The 14,631-nt window shown below is 52.3% G+C and carries 20 protein-coding genes; 7 read left to right on the top strand and 13 right to left on the bottom strand.

The window, feature by feature from the left end:
• Window positions 1-19 precede the first annotated feature (19 nt).
• The 11 genes from npr to I6L54_RS03880 form a co-directional block, all read right to left on the bottom strand.
• The gene (npr, locus tag I6L54_RS03830; protein ID WP_003828770.1) at window positions 20-292 is read right to left on the bottom strand and encodes a PTS phosphocarrier protein NPr; all 273 of its coding nucleotides are present in this window, start codon (window positions 290-292) and stop codon (window positions 20-22) included.
• Window positions 289-1,143 carry an RNase adapter RapZ gene (gene rapZ / locus I6L54_RS03835; RefSeq protein ID WP_005121329.1) on the bottom strand — a complete coding sequence of 285 codons (855 nt, stop codon included), beginning with the start codon at window positions 1,141-1,143 and terminating at the stop codon, window positions 289-291. Before rapZ ends, npr begins: the two co-directional genes overlap by 4 nt.
• 45 nt (window positions 1,144-1,188) lie before the next feature.
• Window positions 1,189-1,680, bottom strand: a complete 492-nt coding sequence (gene ptsN / locus I6L54_RS03840; RefSeq protein WP_005121328.1) for a PTS IIA-like nitrogen regulatory protein PtsN — start codon at window positions 1,678-1,680, stop codon at window positions 1,189-1,191.
• 83 nt (window positions 1,681-1,763) lie between these two features.
• Entirely contained in the window at window positions 1,764-2,051 is a 288-nt protein-coding gene (gene hpf, locus I6L54_RS03845) for a ribosome hibernation promoting factor (RefSeq protein WP_005121327.1), read from the bottom strand.
• A gap of 22 nt (window positions 2,052-2,073) precedes the next feature.
• Window positions 2,074-3,507: an RNA polymerase factor sigma-54 gene (rpoN, locus tag I6L54_RS03850; RefSeq protein ID WP_040234139.1), complete on the bottom strand. Its 1,434-nt coding sequence runs from the start codon at window positions 3,505-3,507 to the stop codon at window positions 2,074-2,076.
• Between the two features lie 46 nt (window positions 3,508-3,553).
• The gene (gene lptB, locus I6L54_RS03855; RefSeq protein WP_040234138.1) at window positions 3,554-4,279 is read right to left on the bottom strand and encodes an LPS export ABC transporter ATP-binding protein; all 726 of its coding nucleotides are present in this window, start codon (window positions 4,277-4,279) and stop codon (window positions 3,554-3,556) included.
• A 6-nt stretch (window positions 4,280-4,285) separates the two neighbouring features.
• Complete coding sequence (lptA, locus tag I6L54_RS03860) at window positions 4,286-4,840, bottom strand: lipopolysaccharide ABC transporter substrate-binding protein LptA (RefSeq protein WP_040234136.1); 555 nt, start codon at window positions 4,838-4,840, stop codon at window positions 4,286-4,288.
• The gene (gene lptC, locus I6L54_RS03865; RefSeq protein WP_005121323.1) at window positions 4,809-5,384 is read right to left on the bottom strand and encodes an LPS export ABC transporter periplasmic protein LptC; all 576 of its coding nucleotides are present in this window, start codon (window positions 5,382-5,384) and stop codon (window positions 4,809-4,811) included. Before lptC ends, lptA begins: the two co-directional genes overlap by 32 nt.
• On the bottom strand, window positions 5,381-5,947 hold the full coding sequence (gene kdsC / locus I6L54_RS03870; RefSeq protein WP_005121322.1) for a 3-deoxy-manno-octulosonate-8-phosphatase KdsC: 567 nt from the start codon (window positions 5,945-5,947) through the stop codon (window positions 5,381-5,383). Before kdsC ends, lptC begins: the two co-directional genes overlap by 4 nt.
• Window positions 5,948-5,967: 20 nt before the next feature.
• Window positions 5,968-6,954 (bottom strand): arabinose-5-phosphate isomerase KdsD, encoded by a 987-nt coding sequence (kdsD, locus tag I6L54_RS03875; protein WP_005121321.1) that lies wholly within the window; start codon window positions 6,952-6,954, stop codon window positions 5,968-5,970.
• Window positions 6,955-6,967: 13 nt separating this feature from the next.
• Window positions 6,968-7,945: a calcium/sodium antiporter gene (locus I6L54_RS03880; RefSeq protein WP_005121320.1), complete on the bottom strand. Its 978-nt coding sequence runs from the start codon at window positions 7,943-7,945 to the stop codon at window positions 6,968-6,970.
• A 214-nt stretch (window positions 7,946-8,159) separates the two neighbouring features.
• Between I6L54_RS03880 and mlaF the strand changes: the two genes are divergently transcribed.
• The 7 genes from mlaF (at window position 8,160) to murA (ending at window position 13,008) form a co-directional block, all read left to right on the top strand.
• On the top strand, window positions 8,160-8,960 hold the full coding sequence (gene mlaF / locus I6L54_RS03885; protein WP_003025057.1) for a phospholipid ABC transporter ATP-binding protein MlaF: 801 nt from the start codon (window positions 8,160-8,162) through the stop codon (window positions 8,958-8,960).
• 19 nt (window positions 8,961-8,979) lie between these two features.
• A complete protein-coding gene (gene mlaE / locus I6L54_RS03890) occupies window positions 8,980-9,762 on the top strand; it encodes a lipid asymmetry maintenance ABC transporter permease subunit MlaE (RefSeq protein WP_003025053.1) in 783 nt (260 codons plus the stop codon).
• A 4-nt stretch (window positions 9,763-9,766) separates the two neighbouring features.
• Entirely contained in the window at window positions 9,767-10,324 is a 558-nt protein-coding gene (mlaD, locus tag I6L54_RS03895; protein WP_040234180.1) for an outer membrane lipid asymmetry maintenance protein MlaD, read from the top strand.
• Between the two features lie 18 nt (window positions 10,325-10,342).
• Window positions 10,343-10,978 (top strand): phospholipid-binding protein MlaC, encoded by a 636-nt coding sequence (gene mlaC / locus I6L54_RS03900; RefSeq protein ID WP_040234134.1) that lies wholly within the window; start codon window positions 10,343-10,345, stop codon window positions 10,976-10,978.
• Window positions 10,978-11,271, top strand: coding sequence for a lipid asymmetry maintenance protein MlaB (mlaB, locus tag I6L54_RS03905; protein ID WP_005121315.1), 294 nt, complete (start codon window positions 10,978-10,980; stop codon window positions 11,269-11,271). The genes mlaC and mlaB overlap by 1 nt, the downstream gene beginning before the upstream one ends.
• 169 nt (window positions 11,272-11,440) lie before the next feature.
• On the top strand, window positions 11,441-11,695 hold the full coding sequence (gene ibaG, locus I6L54_RS03910; protein WP_005121314.1) for a BolA family iron metabolism protein IbaG: 255 nt from the start codon (window positions 11,441-11,443) through the stop codon (window positions 11,693-11,695).
• Between the two features lie 53 nt (window positions 11,696-11,748).
• Window positions 11,749-13,008, top strand: coding sequence for a UDP-N-acetylglucosamine 1-carboxyvinyltransferase (gene murA / locus I6L54_RS03915; protein WP_040234132.1), 1,260 nt, complete (start codon window positions 11,749-11,751; stop codon window positions 13,006-13,008).
• 51 nt (window positions 13,009-13,059) lie between these two features.
• Here murA and sfsB read toward each other — a convergent pair whose 3' ends face one another.
• Both sfsB and ispB read right to left on the bottom strand, forming a co-directional pair.
• Window positions 13,060-13,350 carry a DNA-binding transcriptional regulator SfsB gene (gene sfsB / locus I6L54_RS03920; RefSeq protein ID WP_040234130.1) on the bottom strand — a complete coding sequence of 97 codons (291 nt, stop codon included), beginning with the start codon at window positions 13,348-13,350 and terminating at the stop codon, window positions 13,060-13,062.
• 221 nt (window positions 13,351-13,571) lie between these two features.
• Window positions 13,572-14,543, bottom strand: a complete 972-nt coding sequence (gene ispB, locus I6L54_RS03925; protein ID WP_005121312.1) for an octaprenyl diphosphate synthase — start codon at window positions 14,541-14,543, stop codon at window positions 13,572-13,574.
• Window positions 14,544-14,631: the final 88 nt, after the last annotated feature.

Consider the following 14,631-nt stretch of genomic DNA (forward strand, 5'->3'; position numbering starts at 1 on the left):
CCTTATCCGGCCTACGAGACTAATCTTCGTCAAACCCTGAATTAAACAGGGCGATCACCGCAGCCAGAGCTTCAACTTCCTGCGGACCCGTGGCTTCAACTTCTATCTGGCGTCCTTTGGCGGAATCCAGCATCAACAGAGCGATAACGCTGTTTGCTTCGGCTTCCGTCCCTTCATCATTACGCAGCAGAACTTCTGCTTCAAAACCCTGCATTAGCTCAAACAGTTTCATTGCCGGCCGGGCATGCATGCCCAGCTTATTCGTGATTTCAACAGTTTGCTTCACGGTCATGATTTGCGTTTTTCCAGCGTACGATGGCGTGACTGCACGTTTTTACCGCGTGAGCGGAAGTAGTCTGCCAGTTGCTCTGCAATATACACCGAACGGTGTTTCCCGCCGGTACAGCCGATGGCTACAGTGAGATAGCTGCGGTTGTTGGTCTCCAGCATGGGTAACCATAGCTCAAGATAGCTGCGCGTCTGGTAGATAAAATTGTGTACTTCTGTGTGTCTGTCGAGGAAGGCGGCGACGGGGCGGTCAAGACCGGTCATCGGGCGCAGCTTTGGATCCCAGTGCGGGTTAGGCAGGAAGCGCACATCAAAGACGTAATCCGCATCAATAGGGATTCCGTGTTTAAAGCCAAAGGACTCAAATACCATCGTTAATTCACGTTCACGTTTGCCCAGCAGTCGGGTACGTAACATTTCCGCCAGCTCGTGCACAGACATTTCAGAGGTGTCTACGATCAGGTCAGCGCGCGAACGCAACGGCTCCAGTAAATCGCTTTCTTTATCGATAGCGCTTTCCAGGGACAAATTCTTGCTGGACAGCGGGTGTAAACGGCGCGTATCGCTGTAGCGGCGAATCAGGGTGTTTCGATCGGCGTCAAGGAACAGCAGCTGTGGTGAGAAGCCTTCAGGCAGGTTACTCATGGCCTGCTCAAAAATCTCCGGGGACTCGGGCATGTTGCGCACATCAATGCTGACAGCCGCAGATATCTGGCGATCGGCGAGGGTTCGAGCCAGATCGGGCAACAACACGACGGGAAGGTTATCCACGCAGTAAAAACCCATATCTTCCAGCGCGCGCAGGGCGACAGACTTACCTGACCCTGAACGACCGCTGACGATCATCAGTACCATGTACTGTTTCTCCTCACAACGACAGAAAAAGATGCCATTGGGTTGTTATGCTTCATCCTGTCCACCTTCGGTGTCAGTGATGATTTGATACAACTCCTGGTCACTCTGCGCGGCGCGCAGGCGGCGGCAGATGGTTTTATCTGCCAGACGTTTGGCAACCAGTGACAACGTATGCAAATGCGTCTTGGTTTGGTCCGCCGGGACCAGCAGGGCGAAAAGCAGATCGACGGGTTGATTATCAATGGCGTCGAAAGCAATCGGCGTTTCAAGTTGCACAAACACGCCCACTGCGCGCATCGTGTCTTCTTCCAGCTTTCCATGCGGAATGGCAATACCATTGCCAATACCGGTACTGCCCATTTTTTCGCGCGTCAGAATGGCTTCAAATACCACCTGAGGAGGCAAGCTGAGTTGTTTTGCCGCCAGTTCACTGATGATTTCCAGTGCGCGTTTCTTGCTTTGGCAGTGAACGGCCGCGCGCGTACATTCCTGGTTAAGAACATTGCTCAGTTGTAGAGTCGTATCGTTATTTGTCATAATTTCACCTAAGCGCTAACTGTACAAATGGCCCGTTGTGCTGCACAACAGGCCGTCCTGCACCCGCTAACTGCCCGGACAAGTTAGTGCTGTTTCAGTTTATCTTTATGTTTTGTTAACTGCCGAGCCAGTTTATCAATTAAACCGTCAATGGCGGCGTACATATCCTGACCTTCCGCGCTGGCATGAATTTCGCCACCGTTCACATGCAGTGTTGCATCCGAGATGTGTGTGACCTTCTCCACTTTCAACACAATATAGACCTGATTAATCCGGTCGAAATATTGCTCAAGCTTGGCGAACTTTGTGGTGACAAAGTCGCGCAGGGCCTCAGTGATTTCGACGTTATTTCCAGTGATGTTGAGCTGCATAGTGTCTTCCTTATCGGTTGGGTCAAACCAGCTGTTTGCGCTGGTTAGACGGCGGAATGGATAAAGACTCTCGGTACTTCGCAACGGTGCGGCGCGCCACCATGATACCCTGTTCTGACAGCATAGAGGTTAACTTGCTGTCGCTCAGCGGTTTCGCAGGGTTCTCGGCCGCAATTAATTTCTTCACCAGTGCGCGGATAGCTGTAGAAGAGGCTTCGCCTCCGCCTTCAGTGTTGACGTGACTGGAGAAGAAATACTTCAATTCAAAAATGCCGCGCGGACTGTGCAGATACTTTTGCGTGGTCACTCGGGAAATGGTTGATTCATGCATCTCGACGGCCTGGGCGATATCCGCCAGCACCATCGGTTTCATATATTCTTCACCTTGCTCAAAGAAGGCTTGTTGTTGCTCAACGATACAGCGGCTAACGCGCAATAGCGTGTCATTGCGGCTTTCCAGACTTTTAATCAGCCATTTCGCATCCTGAAGGTTGCTACGAATGAACTGGCTGTCAGCATCATTGCGCGCGTTATTGCACAGGGCTGCGTAGTGCTGGTTGATCTGTAAACGCGGAATGCTGTCACTGTTGAGTTCGACTACCCAGCGATCGTTATGCTTACGCACCAGCACATCCGGGATCACGTACTCTGGTTCACCGGTCTGGATAGACTGCCCGGGTCTTGGATCCAGAGACTGGATAAGATTGACGGCTTCTTTCAGCACCTCTTCTTTCAGTCGGGTTACGCGCATCAGGGTGCGGAAGTCGTGGTTGGCGAGCAGATCAAGGTGATCGCTGATGATAAGACGTGCTTCTTTCAGCCATGGCGTGGCTTTGTCAAACTGCGAAAGCTGGATCAGTAAGCAGTCACGGAGATCTTTGGCCGCCACGCCCACGGGATCAAAATGCTGAACGCGTTTAAGCACGGCTTCGATTTCATCGATACCGATGTCGTCATCGCCCATGCTGTCGAGAATGTCGTCCAGTGTGACGGTGAGATAGCCCGTTTCGTCGACTGCATCCACAATTGACGTGGCAATAGCACGATCGGTATCTGAGAATGGCGTCAGCTCCACCTGCCACATCAGGTAATCTTGCAGCGATTGCGTGGTCTCACCCTGATACACAGGCAGCTCGTCGTCGATGTAATCTCCGCTGGTGCCCGAAGGCGTCCCTGCGGTGTAAATCTCATCCCAACTGGCATCCAGCGGTAGCTCTTCCGGCATCTCTTTTTGTTCGAGAGCATCGGCGGTGTCGAGGGTTTCGCTGTCCTGTTTTTCCTGGGTATCAATTTCGTCGTGAAGATCGGTTTGCTCAAGCAGTGGATTACTTTCCAGCGCTTGCTGAAGTTCTTGCTGAAGTTCCAGCGTGGACAACTGCAACAGACGGATAGCCTGTTGTAGTTGAGGCGTCATCGCCAGTTGTTGGCTAAGCCTGAGTTGCAAACCTTGCTTCATGTTCAGAGTTGTTGTCTCCTGCGGTGACGTGAAGTCTACTACCCTATCAGAGTCTGAAGTCTTCCCCAAGGTATACGCGTTTAACGTGCTCGTCCTGTAGGATTTCTGTCGGCGTACCGTGTGCGATCAGGTGTCCCTGGCTCACAATGTAGGCGCGCTCACAAACAGCCAGCGTTTCGCGCACGTTATGGTCGGTAATCAGCACGCCAAGCCCGCTGTCGCGCAGGTGTTCGATGATCCGTTTGATATCAATAACAGAAATCGGGTCAACACCGGCAAACGGTTCATCCAACAGGATAAATTTTGGATTAGCGGCCAGCGCACGGGCGATCTCCACGCGGCGTCGTTCACCGCCGGAGAGCGACTGTCCAAGGCTGTCACGCAGATGTTCGATATGAAATTCTTCCATCAGCTCATTGGCGCGATCTTCACGCTGCTCGCTGGAAAGATCGTCACGAATTTGCAGTACCGCCATCAGGTTATCAAATACGCTCAGGCGACGAAAAATAGAGGCTTCCTGCGGTAAGTAGCCGATACCGCGGCGGGCACGCGCATGCAGAGGCAGCAGGCTGATATCTTCGTCATCAATGATAATGTTGCCAGCATCGCGCGGCACAATGCCGACGACCATGTAAAAGGTTGTTGTTTTGCCCGCACCGTTAGGACCGAGCAGACCGACGATCTCCCCGGAGTTGACGGTCAGGCTGACATCTTCCACCACACGACGGCCTTTGTAGGCTTTTGCAAGATTCTTTGCAGTTAATGTTGCCATAACGAATCAGTTACCTTTTTTCTCTGCCGGAGCCTTGGTCTTGTTTTTGTCCTGCAATTGCGACGGAACCAGAACGGTGGTGACGCGTTTGCCTTTCTCACTGAAGGCCTGCATTTTCTGTTCTTTTACCAGATAGGTGATCTTATCGCCCGTGATGTTGCTATCGAGTTGTTCCAGATAAGCCTTACCGGTAAGGACGACGAAATCTTTTGCCAGCTCATAGTGCATCTGTGAGGCGTGGCCTTTAACCGGTTTACCATTGTCCTGCATCTGGTAAAAGGTCGCCGGATTGCCATAACCGTCAATCACTTCTTTACCGTCTTCACCGCCCGGACGGGTCACGACGACCTTATCGGCATTAATTTTGATCGTGCCCTGAGTCACGATGACATTGCCGGTAAACGTCACCACGTTGCCCTGCATATCCAGAGACTGCTGGTCCGATTCAATGTGGATCGGCTGCTCGGTATCGCCAGTGACGGCGAATGCCGGAATGCTGGCGGCCAGAAGTGAGCTGGCAAGCACAAGATTAAGGCTGAGTTTGTTTGTTTTGGATTTCATATGAGGTTCTAACCTTTTCAATCAGCTCGGCGTTCTTGCTGCGTAAGTTGCCGCGCATCTTCAGTCCGCTGGAGTTAAATGTTGTTCCATACAACGTGACCAGATCATCGGAAGTGACATCTTGCGTCACAAGGTTGATCTGCGCGTTATCGGTAGTAATTCTGCGTAGTTGAGAGTCAGGCACCAGCGCGTTAACCTCAACATGGCCATACAGGTACAGCATCCGATCGTTGGTCAACCTGGCCTTATCAGCCTTGATTGACCAGGTCGGTACTTTGTCCTTATCAAACGTGGTTAACACCGGTTGGGTGAACCACGAAACTGCTTGATCTGAATAATATTCAACGTGTTGCGCGATCAAATGATAGCTCAGCGCGCCCTCAGGGCTGTACACGACGGTGTCGGTATGCTCGCTCTTATAGGTTGGCTCGTTGTTATTAACGACAACCTGAGCGGTGTCGTCTTTGTCTGCCAGGTTAATACCAATCATCACAAGGACAGCCAGCGACAGTAGAATGATAACCCAACGTCTGGTTTTGCTCATATCGATTGCCCTTTGGCCTCATCCAGTTTGCCCTGCGCCAGCAGTAATAAGTCGCAGACTTCGCGCACTGCGCCGCGTCCCCCGTCGATACGGGTGACATAATCGGCCCGTGGGATCAGCAACGGATGAGCATCCGCTACCGCTACGCTTAATCCCACTTTTGCCATCACCGGCCAGTCGATCAGATCATCGCCAACATACGCCACATTCTCAGGCGCGATCGCCAGTTTGCTAAGCAGATCGCCAAAGGCAACCAGTTTGTCCGACTGCCCCTGATACAGATGTGTGATCCCTAATGTGGCACAGCGATCTTCTACAAGTTTAGCCTTTCGTCCGGTAATAATGGCAACCTCAATGCCGGAAGTGAGCGCGCAGCGAATTCCGTAGCCATCGCGGACGTTAAACGCCTTCAGCTCTTCACCGTTGTTGCCCATATAAATCAGACCATCAGACAGTACGCCATCCACATCAAGGATCAGCAGACGGATGTTTTCTGCCCTGGTGATGACGTCAGTACTGACGGGGCCATAACAGGTCGCAAGCGACGCACCTGCTTTACTCATTTTCTTTATCCTTGAGTTTCTTACACTACACCTGCACGCAGCAGATCATGCATATGTAACACACCCAGTAATTGGTCGCCATCAGCAACCATTACCGAGGTGATATGGCGGGACTGCATTAAGTTCAGGGCATCAACAGCAAGAATCCCTGGACGCACGCGAATGCCCCCAGGAGTCATTACATCGGCAATGCCTAACTGGCGTACATCAACGCCCATATCGAAGACACGACGTAAATCGCCATCCGTAAAGATGCCGTCAATCTTCATCGCGTCATCGCAAATGACGGTCATGCCGAGATTTTTCCGCGTGATCTCCAGTAAGGCGTCACGCAGGCTGGCGCTTTTAGTCACATGCGGGATTTCGTCTCCCGTATGCATAATATCGTTAACGCGCAACAAAAGCTTACGCCCCAGTGCGCCACCTGGATGAGATAACGCAAAATCTTCTGCGGTGAAGCCGCGTGCTTTTAGTAACGCAACGGCAAGCGCATCGCCCATCACCAGCGTTGCGGTCGTGCTGCTGGTCGGTGCCAGACCTAATGGGCAAGCTTCTTTGGGCACTTTAACACACAGATGGACATCTGCTGCACGCGCCATACTGCTTTCCGGACGACCCGTCATGCAAATAAGGGGGACATGCAGGCGCTTTAACACCGGAATTAACGCTGCAATCTCATTAGATTCACCGGAGTTAGAAATGGCAATCACGATGTCCTGCGGTGACACCATACCCAGATCGCCATGTGCGGCTTCGCCAGGATGCACAAAAAATGAGGGCGTGCCTGTACTGGCAAACGTGGCGGCCATTTTGCGCCCGATATGCCCTGATTTTCCCATTCCCATCACTACGACTTTGCCCGGGCAACTGAAAATCTTTTCACAGGCGAGGGTAAAGTTCTGGTTGATGTACTGATCAAGCTCCGCCAGGCCTTCACGTTCAATTGTCAGGACTTCCTTGCCTGCTTGCTGAAAGTCAAAACCCGGTTGCAACTCTAAGTGCGACATAATGCGTTTCCAGTTATCCAACGAGAAGTGGCGATAACCAATACAGCATCGCCAGCCATATGATAAAACCGCCGGTCAACAGCGCCCCCGCGCCACGACCAATCTGGCGCGGACGTCGCCAGCAGAGTAATGCAAAAATAACGCTCACCAGCAGCATGACGCTATAGTCACGGATGAAGGCCATTGGGTTGACCTCGCCTGGCGTAATCAGTGCAGGTAACCCAAGAACGATAACAATATTAAAAATGTTCGCGCCGATGATGTTACCGACGGCAATATCGTTTTCACCTTTACGCAAACCTGCAATGGCGGTTGCCAGTTCTGGCAGACTGGTACCAATGGCGACGACCGTCAAACCGATAGTAAGCTCGCTCATGGCAAAGTAGTTTGCCAGTACAGTGGCGTTATCAACCACCATACGCGTTGCCATTGGCATAATGATCAGCGCTATTCCCAGCCATAAAAATGCGACAGGCAATCCGCCTTCGCGAGGCAGTTCCGCAACTTGCTCCCGGGTCAGGCTGTCATTGCCCTGACGTTCTGCCAGACGAGCGATTTTAACAATGAATAGCAGCCATAGCACGGCCAGAAGCAGAAGAAAGAGGCCATCACTGCGGCTTAACTGGCCGTCATACAGTACGGACGCGGCCAAAATGCTTACCAGCAACATTAACGGTAATTCACGACGCAGAACATCGGAATGCACGGTAAAAGGATGAATGAGTGCTGACAGGCCTAAAATAAGAAGAATATTGGTGATGTTGGAGCCGATGGCGGTACCGACGGCTAAATCGAGCTGCCCATTCATTGATGCCGCAACAGAGACAATAATTTCAGGTAGGGATGTGCCGATGCTGACGACCGTCATCCCGATGATAATGGGGGGTATACCGAAGGTGCGGCATAAAATGGATGCAGCAAATACCAGACGGTCGGCACCGTAAACCACCAGAAGTAAACCAATTATTAACAGCGCCGTCGCTAAAAGCATCTAAAGTCCTTTCTTCAGGTATACTCGCCGGTTCACTTGAAGGATCTTCTGGAAGCCGTAACGAATTCTTAATTTTGACTTTATGCGGCTAAAAAGTAAAACAAATGCCAGCTTTCGCTAACCAGGACAGGCAATAATCTGTAAATATGTCGAGTTCAGGGCTAAATTGAGCGCCAACTCTTCGATCAACGAGGCAACAGTAAAGGATGAATCAATGGGTCAGTCTGTGGCGAATCTAGTCGATATGCGCGATGTCAGCTTTTCCCGAGGTGACCGCTGCATCTTTGATAATATTTCCCTGACGGTGCCGCGCGGTAAGGTGACGGCGATCATGGGGCCATCAGGCATCGGCAAAACGACGCTGCTGCGTCTGATTGGCGGACAAATCTCCCCGGATAAGGGCGAGATCCTGTTTGACGGCGAAAACGTCCCAGCCATGTCCCGTTCGCGTTTATTTACCGTGCGTAAGCGTATGAGCATGCTGTTTCAGTCTGGTGCGCTGTTTACCGACATGAACGTGTTTGACAACGTCGCATACCCGTTGCGCGAGCATACGACGTTGCCAGCGCCGTTGCTGAAGAGCACGGTGATGATGAAGCTCGAGGCCGTCGGCCTACGGGGTGCGGCCAAATTAATGCCTTCTGAATTATCCGGCGGGATGGCGCGCCGCGCTGCGTTAGCGCGTGCTATCGCGCTGGAGCCTGACCTCATTATGTTTGATGAGCCGTTCGTCGGTCAGGATCCCATCACCATGGGCGTGCTGGTGAAGCTGATTTCAGAACTGAACAGCGCGCTGGGTGTCACCTGTGTGGTGGTATCCCATGATGTGCCTGAAGTACTGAGTATTGCGGATTACGCCTATATAATGGCGGACAAAAAAATAGTGGCCTACGGTAGTGCTCAGGCGCTGCAAGAAAATGCCGATCCGCGAGTGCGTCAGTTCCTCGACGGCATTGCCGATGGACCGGTTCCGTTCCGTTACCCGGCGGGTGACTACCATATCGATTTACTCTAAACAGGGAGTTAAGCCACCCATGTTGTTAAATGCGCTGGCATCACTCGGACATCGGGGAATAAAAACCCTCAGGACGTTCGGGCGAGCTGGATTAATGTTGTTCAATGCGGTTGTCGGCAAACCGGAGTTTCGCAAACATGCGCCGCTGCTGATACGCCAGCTCTATAATGTCGGTGTCTTATCGATGCTGATCATTATTGTGTCAGGCGTGTTCATCGGTATGGTGTTGGGGTTGCAGGGATACCTGGTGCTGACGACCTACAGCGCGGAAACCAGCCTCGGTATGCTGGTGGCGCTGTCATTGTTACGTGAGCTGGGGCCGGTTGTAGCGGCGCTGTTGTTTGCCGGGCGGGCCGGTTCGGCCTTAACCGCAGAGATTGGTCTGATGAGAGCGACCGAGCAGCTTTCCAGCCTGGAAATGATGGCCGTCGATCCACTGCGCCGGGTGATCTCTCCGCGTTTTTGGGCCGGTGTCATTTCATTGCCGCTGCTGACGATTATATTTGTCGCGGTTGGGATCTGGGGTGGCTCGCTGGTCGGCGTTAGCTGGAAGGGGATTGATGCAGGCTTTTTCTGGTCGGCTATGCAAAATGCCGTCGACTGGCGTCTGGATCTGGTCAACTGTTTGATTAAGAGCGTGGTGTTCGCCATTACGGTCACATGGATTGCATTGTTCAATGGTTATGATGCGATTCCGACCTCTGCCGGGATTAGCCGGGCAACGACACGCACCGTTGTGCACGCCTCTCTTGCCGTTCTGGGGCTGGATTTTGTGCTGACCGCACTGATGTTTGGGAATTGAGTTCATGCAAACGAAAAAAAATGAAATTTGGGTCGGGTTATTCCTGCTGGTTGCGCTGTTGGCTGCGCTGTTTGTCTGCCTGAAGGCGGCGAACGTTACCTCAATGCGTACTGAACCGACTTATACGATTTATGCGACTTTTGATAACATCGGCGGCCTGAGAGAGCGCTCCCCGGTGCGGATTGGCGGGGTCGTGGTTGGACGCGTAGCGGACATCTCGTTAGATCCGAAAACGTACCTGCCGCGCGTGACGCTGGAAATCGAATCACGTTTTAACCATATTCCTGACACCAGTTCTCTAAGCATCCGTACTTCCGGTCTGCTGGGCGAGCAATATCTGGCACTGAACGTGGGCTTTGAAGATCCTGAGCTGGGAACGTCTATCCTCAAAGATGGCGGTACGATTCAGGACACGAAATCCGCGATGGTTCTGGAGGATATGATTGGTCAGTTCCTTTACAACAGCAACAGTAAAGGTGATGACAATAAGAATTCTGGCGATGCGCCAGCCGCAACTGAAGGCAATAATGAAGCCACTACGCCTGCGGGCGCAACGAAATAATCTCAGGAGAATCGACGTATGTTTAAACGATTGATGATGGTGGCTATGCTGGTCATTGCCCCACTTAGCGTGGCAACCGCAGCGGATCAGACGAATCCGTACAAACTGATGAATGAGGCCGCGCAGAAGACGTTTGACCGTCTGAAGAACGAGCAACCTAAAATTCGTTCCAACCCGGATTATCTGCGTCAGGTTGTCGATCAGGAACTGCTGCCGTATGTGCAGGTTAAATATGCGGGCGCGCTGGTACTGGGCCGTTACTACAAAGATGCCACTCCCGCTCAGCGTGACGCCTATTTCGCCGCATTCCGTGAATACCTGAAGCAGGCTTACGGTCAGGCGCTGGCGATGTACCACGGCCAGACTTATCAGATTGCCCCAGAGCAGCCGCTGGGTGATGCGACCATCGTGCCTATTCGCGTGACGATTATCGATCCAAACGGTCGTCCGCCGGTGCGTCTGGATTTCCAGTGGCGTAAAAATTCTCAGACCGGTAACTGGCAGGCGTATGACATGATTGCCGAAGGCGTAAGTATGATCACCACCAAACAAAATGAGTGGAGCGACCTGCTGCGTACGAAAGGTATTGATGGCCTCACGGCTCAGCTGAAATCAATTTCTCAGCAGAAAATTACTCTGGAAGAGAAAAAATAATGACGCAGTCACTCACCTGGACGCGTGAAGGCGACAAGCTGGTGCTGGTGGGCGAGCTGGATCAGGACGTGTTAAACCCATTATGGGATGCACGCGTTGAGGCGATGAAGGGCGTATCCTGCATCGACCTGAACCAGGTTTCCCGGGTCGATACTGGTGGCCTGGCATTACTACTGCACCTGATTAATCAGGGCAAGCAGCAGGGGAACAGCGTTTCGCTTGCTGGCGTTAACGATAAAGTATACACGCTGGCGCAGCTTTACAATTTACCTGACGACGTCCTTCCGCGTTAATTTTTTCAGGCCGGATAAGGCCTTGTGCCGCCATCCGGCAAAACCCCTGAAGGGGATCTGCCGCCAAAGCCTTGTCTGATTTATCAGCGAGGCTTTTTGCTTATTTATGACAGCGCCACTTTGCTCTAAGATGTTGGGCTGTTTTTACTATCTGACGAATGAAGAGCCCATGGAAAATAATGAAATTCAGAGCGTGCTGATGAACGCACTCTCCCTCCAGGAAGTCCACGTTTCTGGTGACGGCAGTCACTTTCAGGTTATTGCCGTGGGTGAGATGTTTGACGGCATGAGCCGGGTCAAGAAGCAGCAATCGGTCTATGGCCCGTTGATGGAGTACATTGCGGACAACCGCATTCATGCTGTGTCGATTAAAGCGTTTACCCCAGCGGAATGGGCGCGCGATCGCAAACTTAACGGTTTTTGAGCTACGGGTGATGTACCGGTAGCGAAGATGAATTCTTAACAGAGAACAGAATAATGGATAAATTTCGTGTTCAGGGGCCAACCAAGCTCCAGGGCGAAGTCACAATTTCAGGCGCTAAAAATGCCGCACTGCCGATCCTGTTTGCGGCGCTGCTGGCTGAAGAACCTGTAGAGATCCAAAACGTCCCGAAACTTAAGGACGTAGATACCTCCATGAAGCTGTTGAGCCAGCTGGGGGCGAAAGTAGAGCGTAATGGTTCCGTGCACATCGATGCGCGTGACGTTAACGTCTTCTGCGCACCGTACGATCTGGTGAAAACCATGCGTGCGTCTATCTGGGCATTGGGGCCACTGGTCGCTCGTTTTGGTCAGGGTCAGGTTTCTCTGCCGGGCGGCTGCACCATCGGCGCGCGTCCGGTTGACCTGCATATTACTGGTCTGGAGCAGTTAGGTGCCACCATCAAGCTGGAAGAAGGCTATGTGAAGGCGTCCGTTGAGGGGCGTTTGAAAGGCGCACACATTGTGATGGACAAAGTGAGTGTCGGTGCGACGGTTACTATCATGTGTGCGGCAACGCTTGCCGAAGGCACGACCATCATCGAAAACGCCGCCCGTGAACCGGAAATTGTGGATACCGCGAATTTCCTGATTGCGCTGGGCGCGAAAATCACAGGGCAGGGTACCGATCGTATCACCATTGAAGGCGTTGAACGTCTCGGCGGTGGTGTCTACCGCGTTCTGCCAGACCGTATTGAAACTGGGACGTTCCTGGTGGCGGCGGCGATTTCTCGCGGCAAAATTATCTGCCGTAATGCACAACCAGATACACTGGATGCTGTTCTGGCGAAGCTGCGTGATGCGGGGGCGGATATCGAAGTCGGTGAAGACTGGATTAGCCTCGACATGCACGGCAAACGTCCGAAAGCGGTTAATGTGCGCACTGCGCCACATCCGGCGTTCCCAACCGATATGCAGGCCCAGTTCACGCTGCTGAACCTGGTGGCAGAAGGGACGGGCTTTATCACGGAAACCGTGTTTGAGAACCGCTTTATGCACGTGCCTGAGCTGAGCCGTATGGGCGCTCATGCGGAAATCGAAAGCAATACCGTGATTTGCCACGGCGTGGAGACGCTCTCCGGTGCACAGGTAATGGCGACCGATCTGCGCGCGTCAGCAAGTTTGGTGTTAGCGGGATGTATCGCTGAAGGCACAACGGTTGTTGACCGTATTTATCACATCGATCGCGGCTATGAGCGCATCGAGGATAAATTGCGTGCGCTGGGCGCAAACATTGAGCGCATTAAAGGCGAGTAATCGCCAACGCGTGTTGTAACCCCCAGGATCGTTGATCCGGGGGTTGCTGTTTTACCGCGACTCAGGACTCTTTTTTTCTTTCCGTACTCTCATCATCCGCGTTCTGTCGATGAATTCATGTGTCCTGGCGTCATGGTAGCGTGACGGCCAAATTACCCACGGGTCTGTGCCCAGCGCTCTCGCGATGATCAATTCACCTTTCGGCCATGGTCGGGTTAACGTATTTGCCAGCGTTGATGAACTCAAGCCATTCTTACGTGACTCAGCGGCCATTGACGTGCCTTTCTTACGTAGCCCCGCGATGATGTCAGCCGGATGCCAGTCAATGAATTTGCTTTCCATAGTTCCACATCTCCTTTGGTTAACCAGTTACGGTTTCACAATCAGCCTGTGGAGTTACTATACGCCTCGAGAACGAATGTTCTAAAATGTTCTCGTAAAGTGCTTATATATTCAGAATATGCCAAGGTTATACAAGTGATTTGATTATTTTTATGACTTTTTGGATCTTATAAGAACATCCCGTGTGCTGCACGGGATGCTGGGAAGCGAGACGAGGGCAATTAACGATCGCGCTGTACGGCGATATGCGCCAGGCCAATCAGGGCTTCTTTCCACGGAGTATCTGGAAGTACCTGAAGCGCCGCGATGGCTTTATCTGCTTCTTCTTCTGCACGTTGACGGGTCCATTCCAGTGATCCGCAAGCGTTCATTGCTTCCAGAACCGGCTCCAGAAGGTGGCGACCATTACCTTGCTCAATCGCCTGGCGAATCATTTGCGCCTGCTCAGGAGTGCCGTGGCGCATCGCGTGCAGCAGCGGTAGCGTAGGTTTACCTTCGTTGAGGTCATCACCCACGTTTTTACCCAACTGCTGGCCATCTGCGCTGTAATCCAGTAAATCGTCGATAAGCTGGAAAGCGGTACCGAGGTAACGGCCATAATCCTGCAGGCCTTTCTCTTGCTCATCGCTACAACCTGCGAGGATACCTGAACATTGGGCCGCGGCTTCAAACAGACGAGCCGTCTTGCTGTAGATAACACGCATATAGTTTTCTTCGGTGATATCCGGGTCGTTGACGTTCATTAACTGCAGGACTTCGCCTTCAGCAATAACGTTGACCGCTTTAGACATCACTTCCAGCACTTTCAGGGAGCCGAGGCTGGTCATCATCTGAAAGGCGCGGGTATAGATAAAATCGCCGACCAGAACGCTGGCAGCATTGCCAAACGCTGCGTTTGCCGTGGCTTTCCCACGGCGCATATCGGATTCATCCACTACATCGTCATGAAGCAGGGTCGCGGTGTGGATAAACTCGATTAAGGCCGCGATCGTGACGTGGGCATTTTCCTGATAACCAACAGCGCGCGCCGCGAGTACAGCGATCATTGGGCGAATGCGTTTTCCGCCTCCGCTCACGATGTAGTACCCCAATTGATTGATCAACTGGACGTCGGAATTGAGCTGTTCAAGGATTGTCGCATTGACCCCCGCCATATCTTGCGCGGTTAACTCATTGATTTTTTCTAAATTCATCGCAAAAGCCGGGCTTCTCGCCCCGATTACCTCACTATTTAAGAAGGTAACGTCGGGTTTAGGGTTAGAAATATATGCTGATTGTACT

The sequence above is a fragment of the Citrobacter pasteurii genome (assembly GCF_019047765.1).
In the GTDB taxonomy this organism is placed as follows: Bacteria; Pseudomonadota; Gammaproteobacteria; order Enterobacterales; family Enterobacteriaceae; genus Citrobacter; species Citrobacter pasteurii.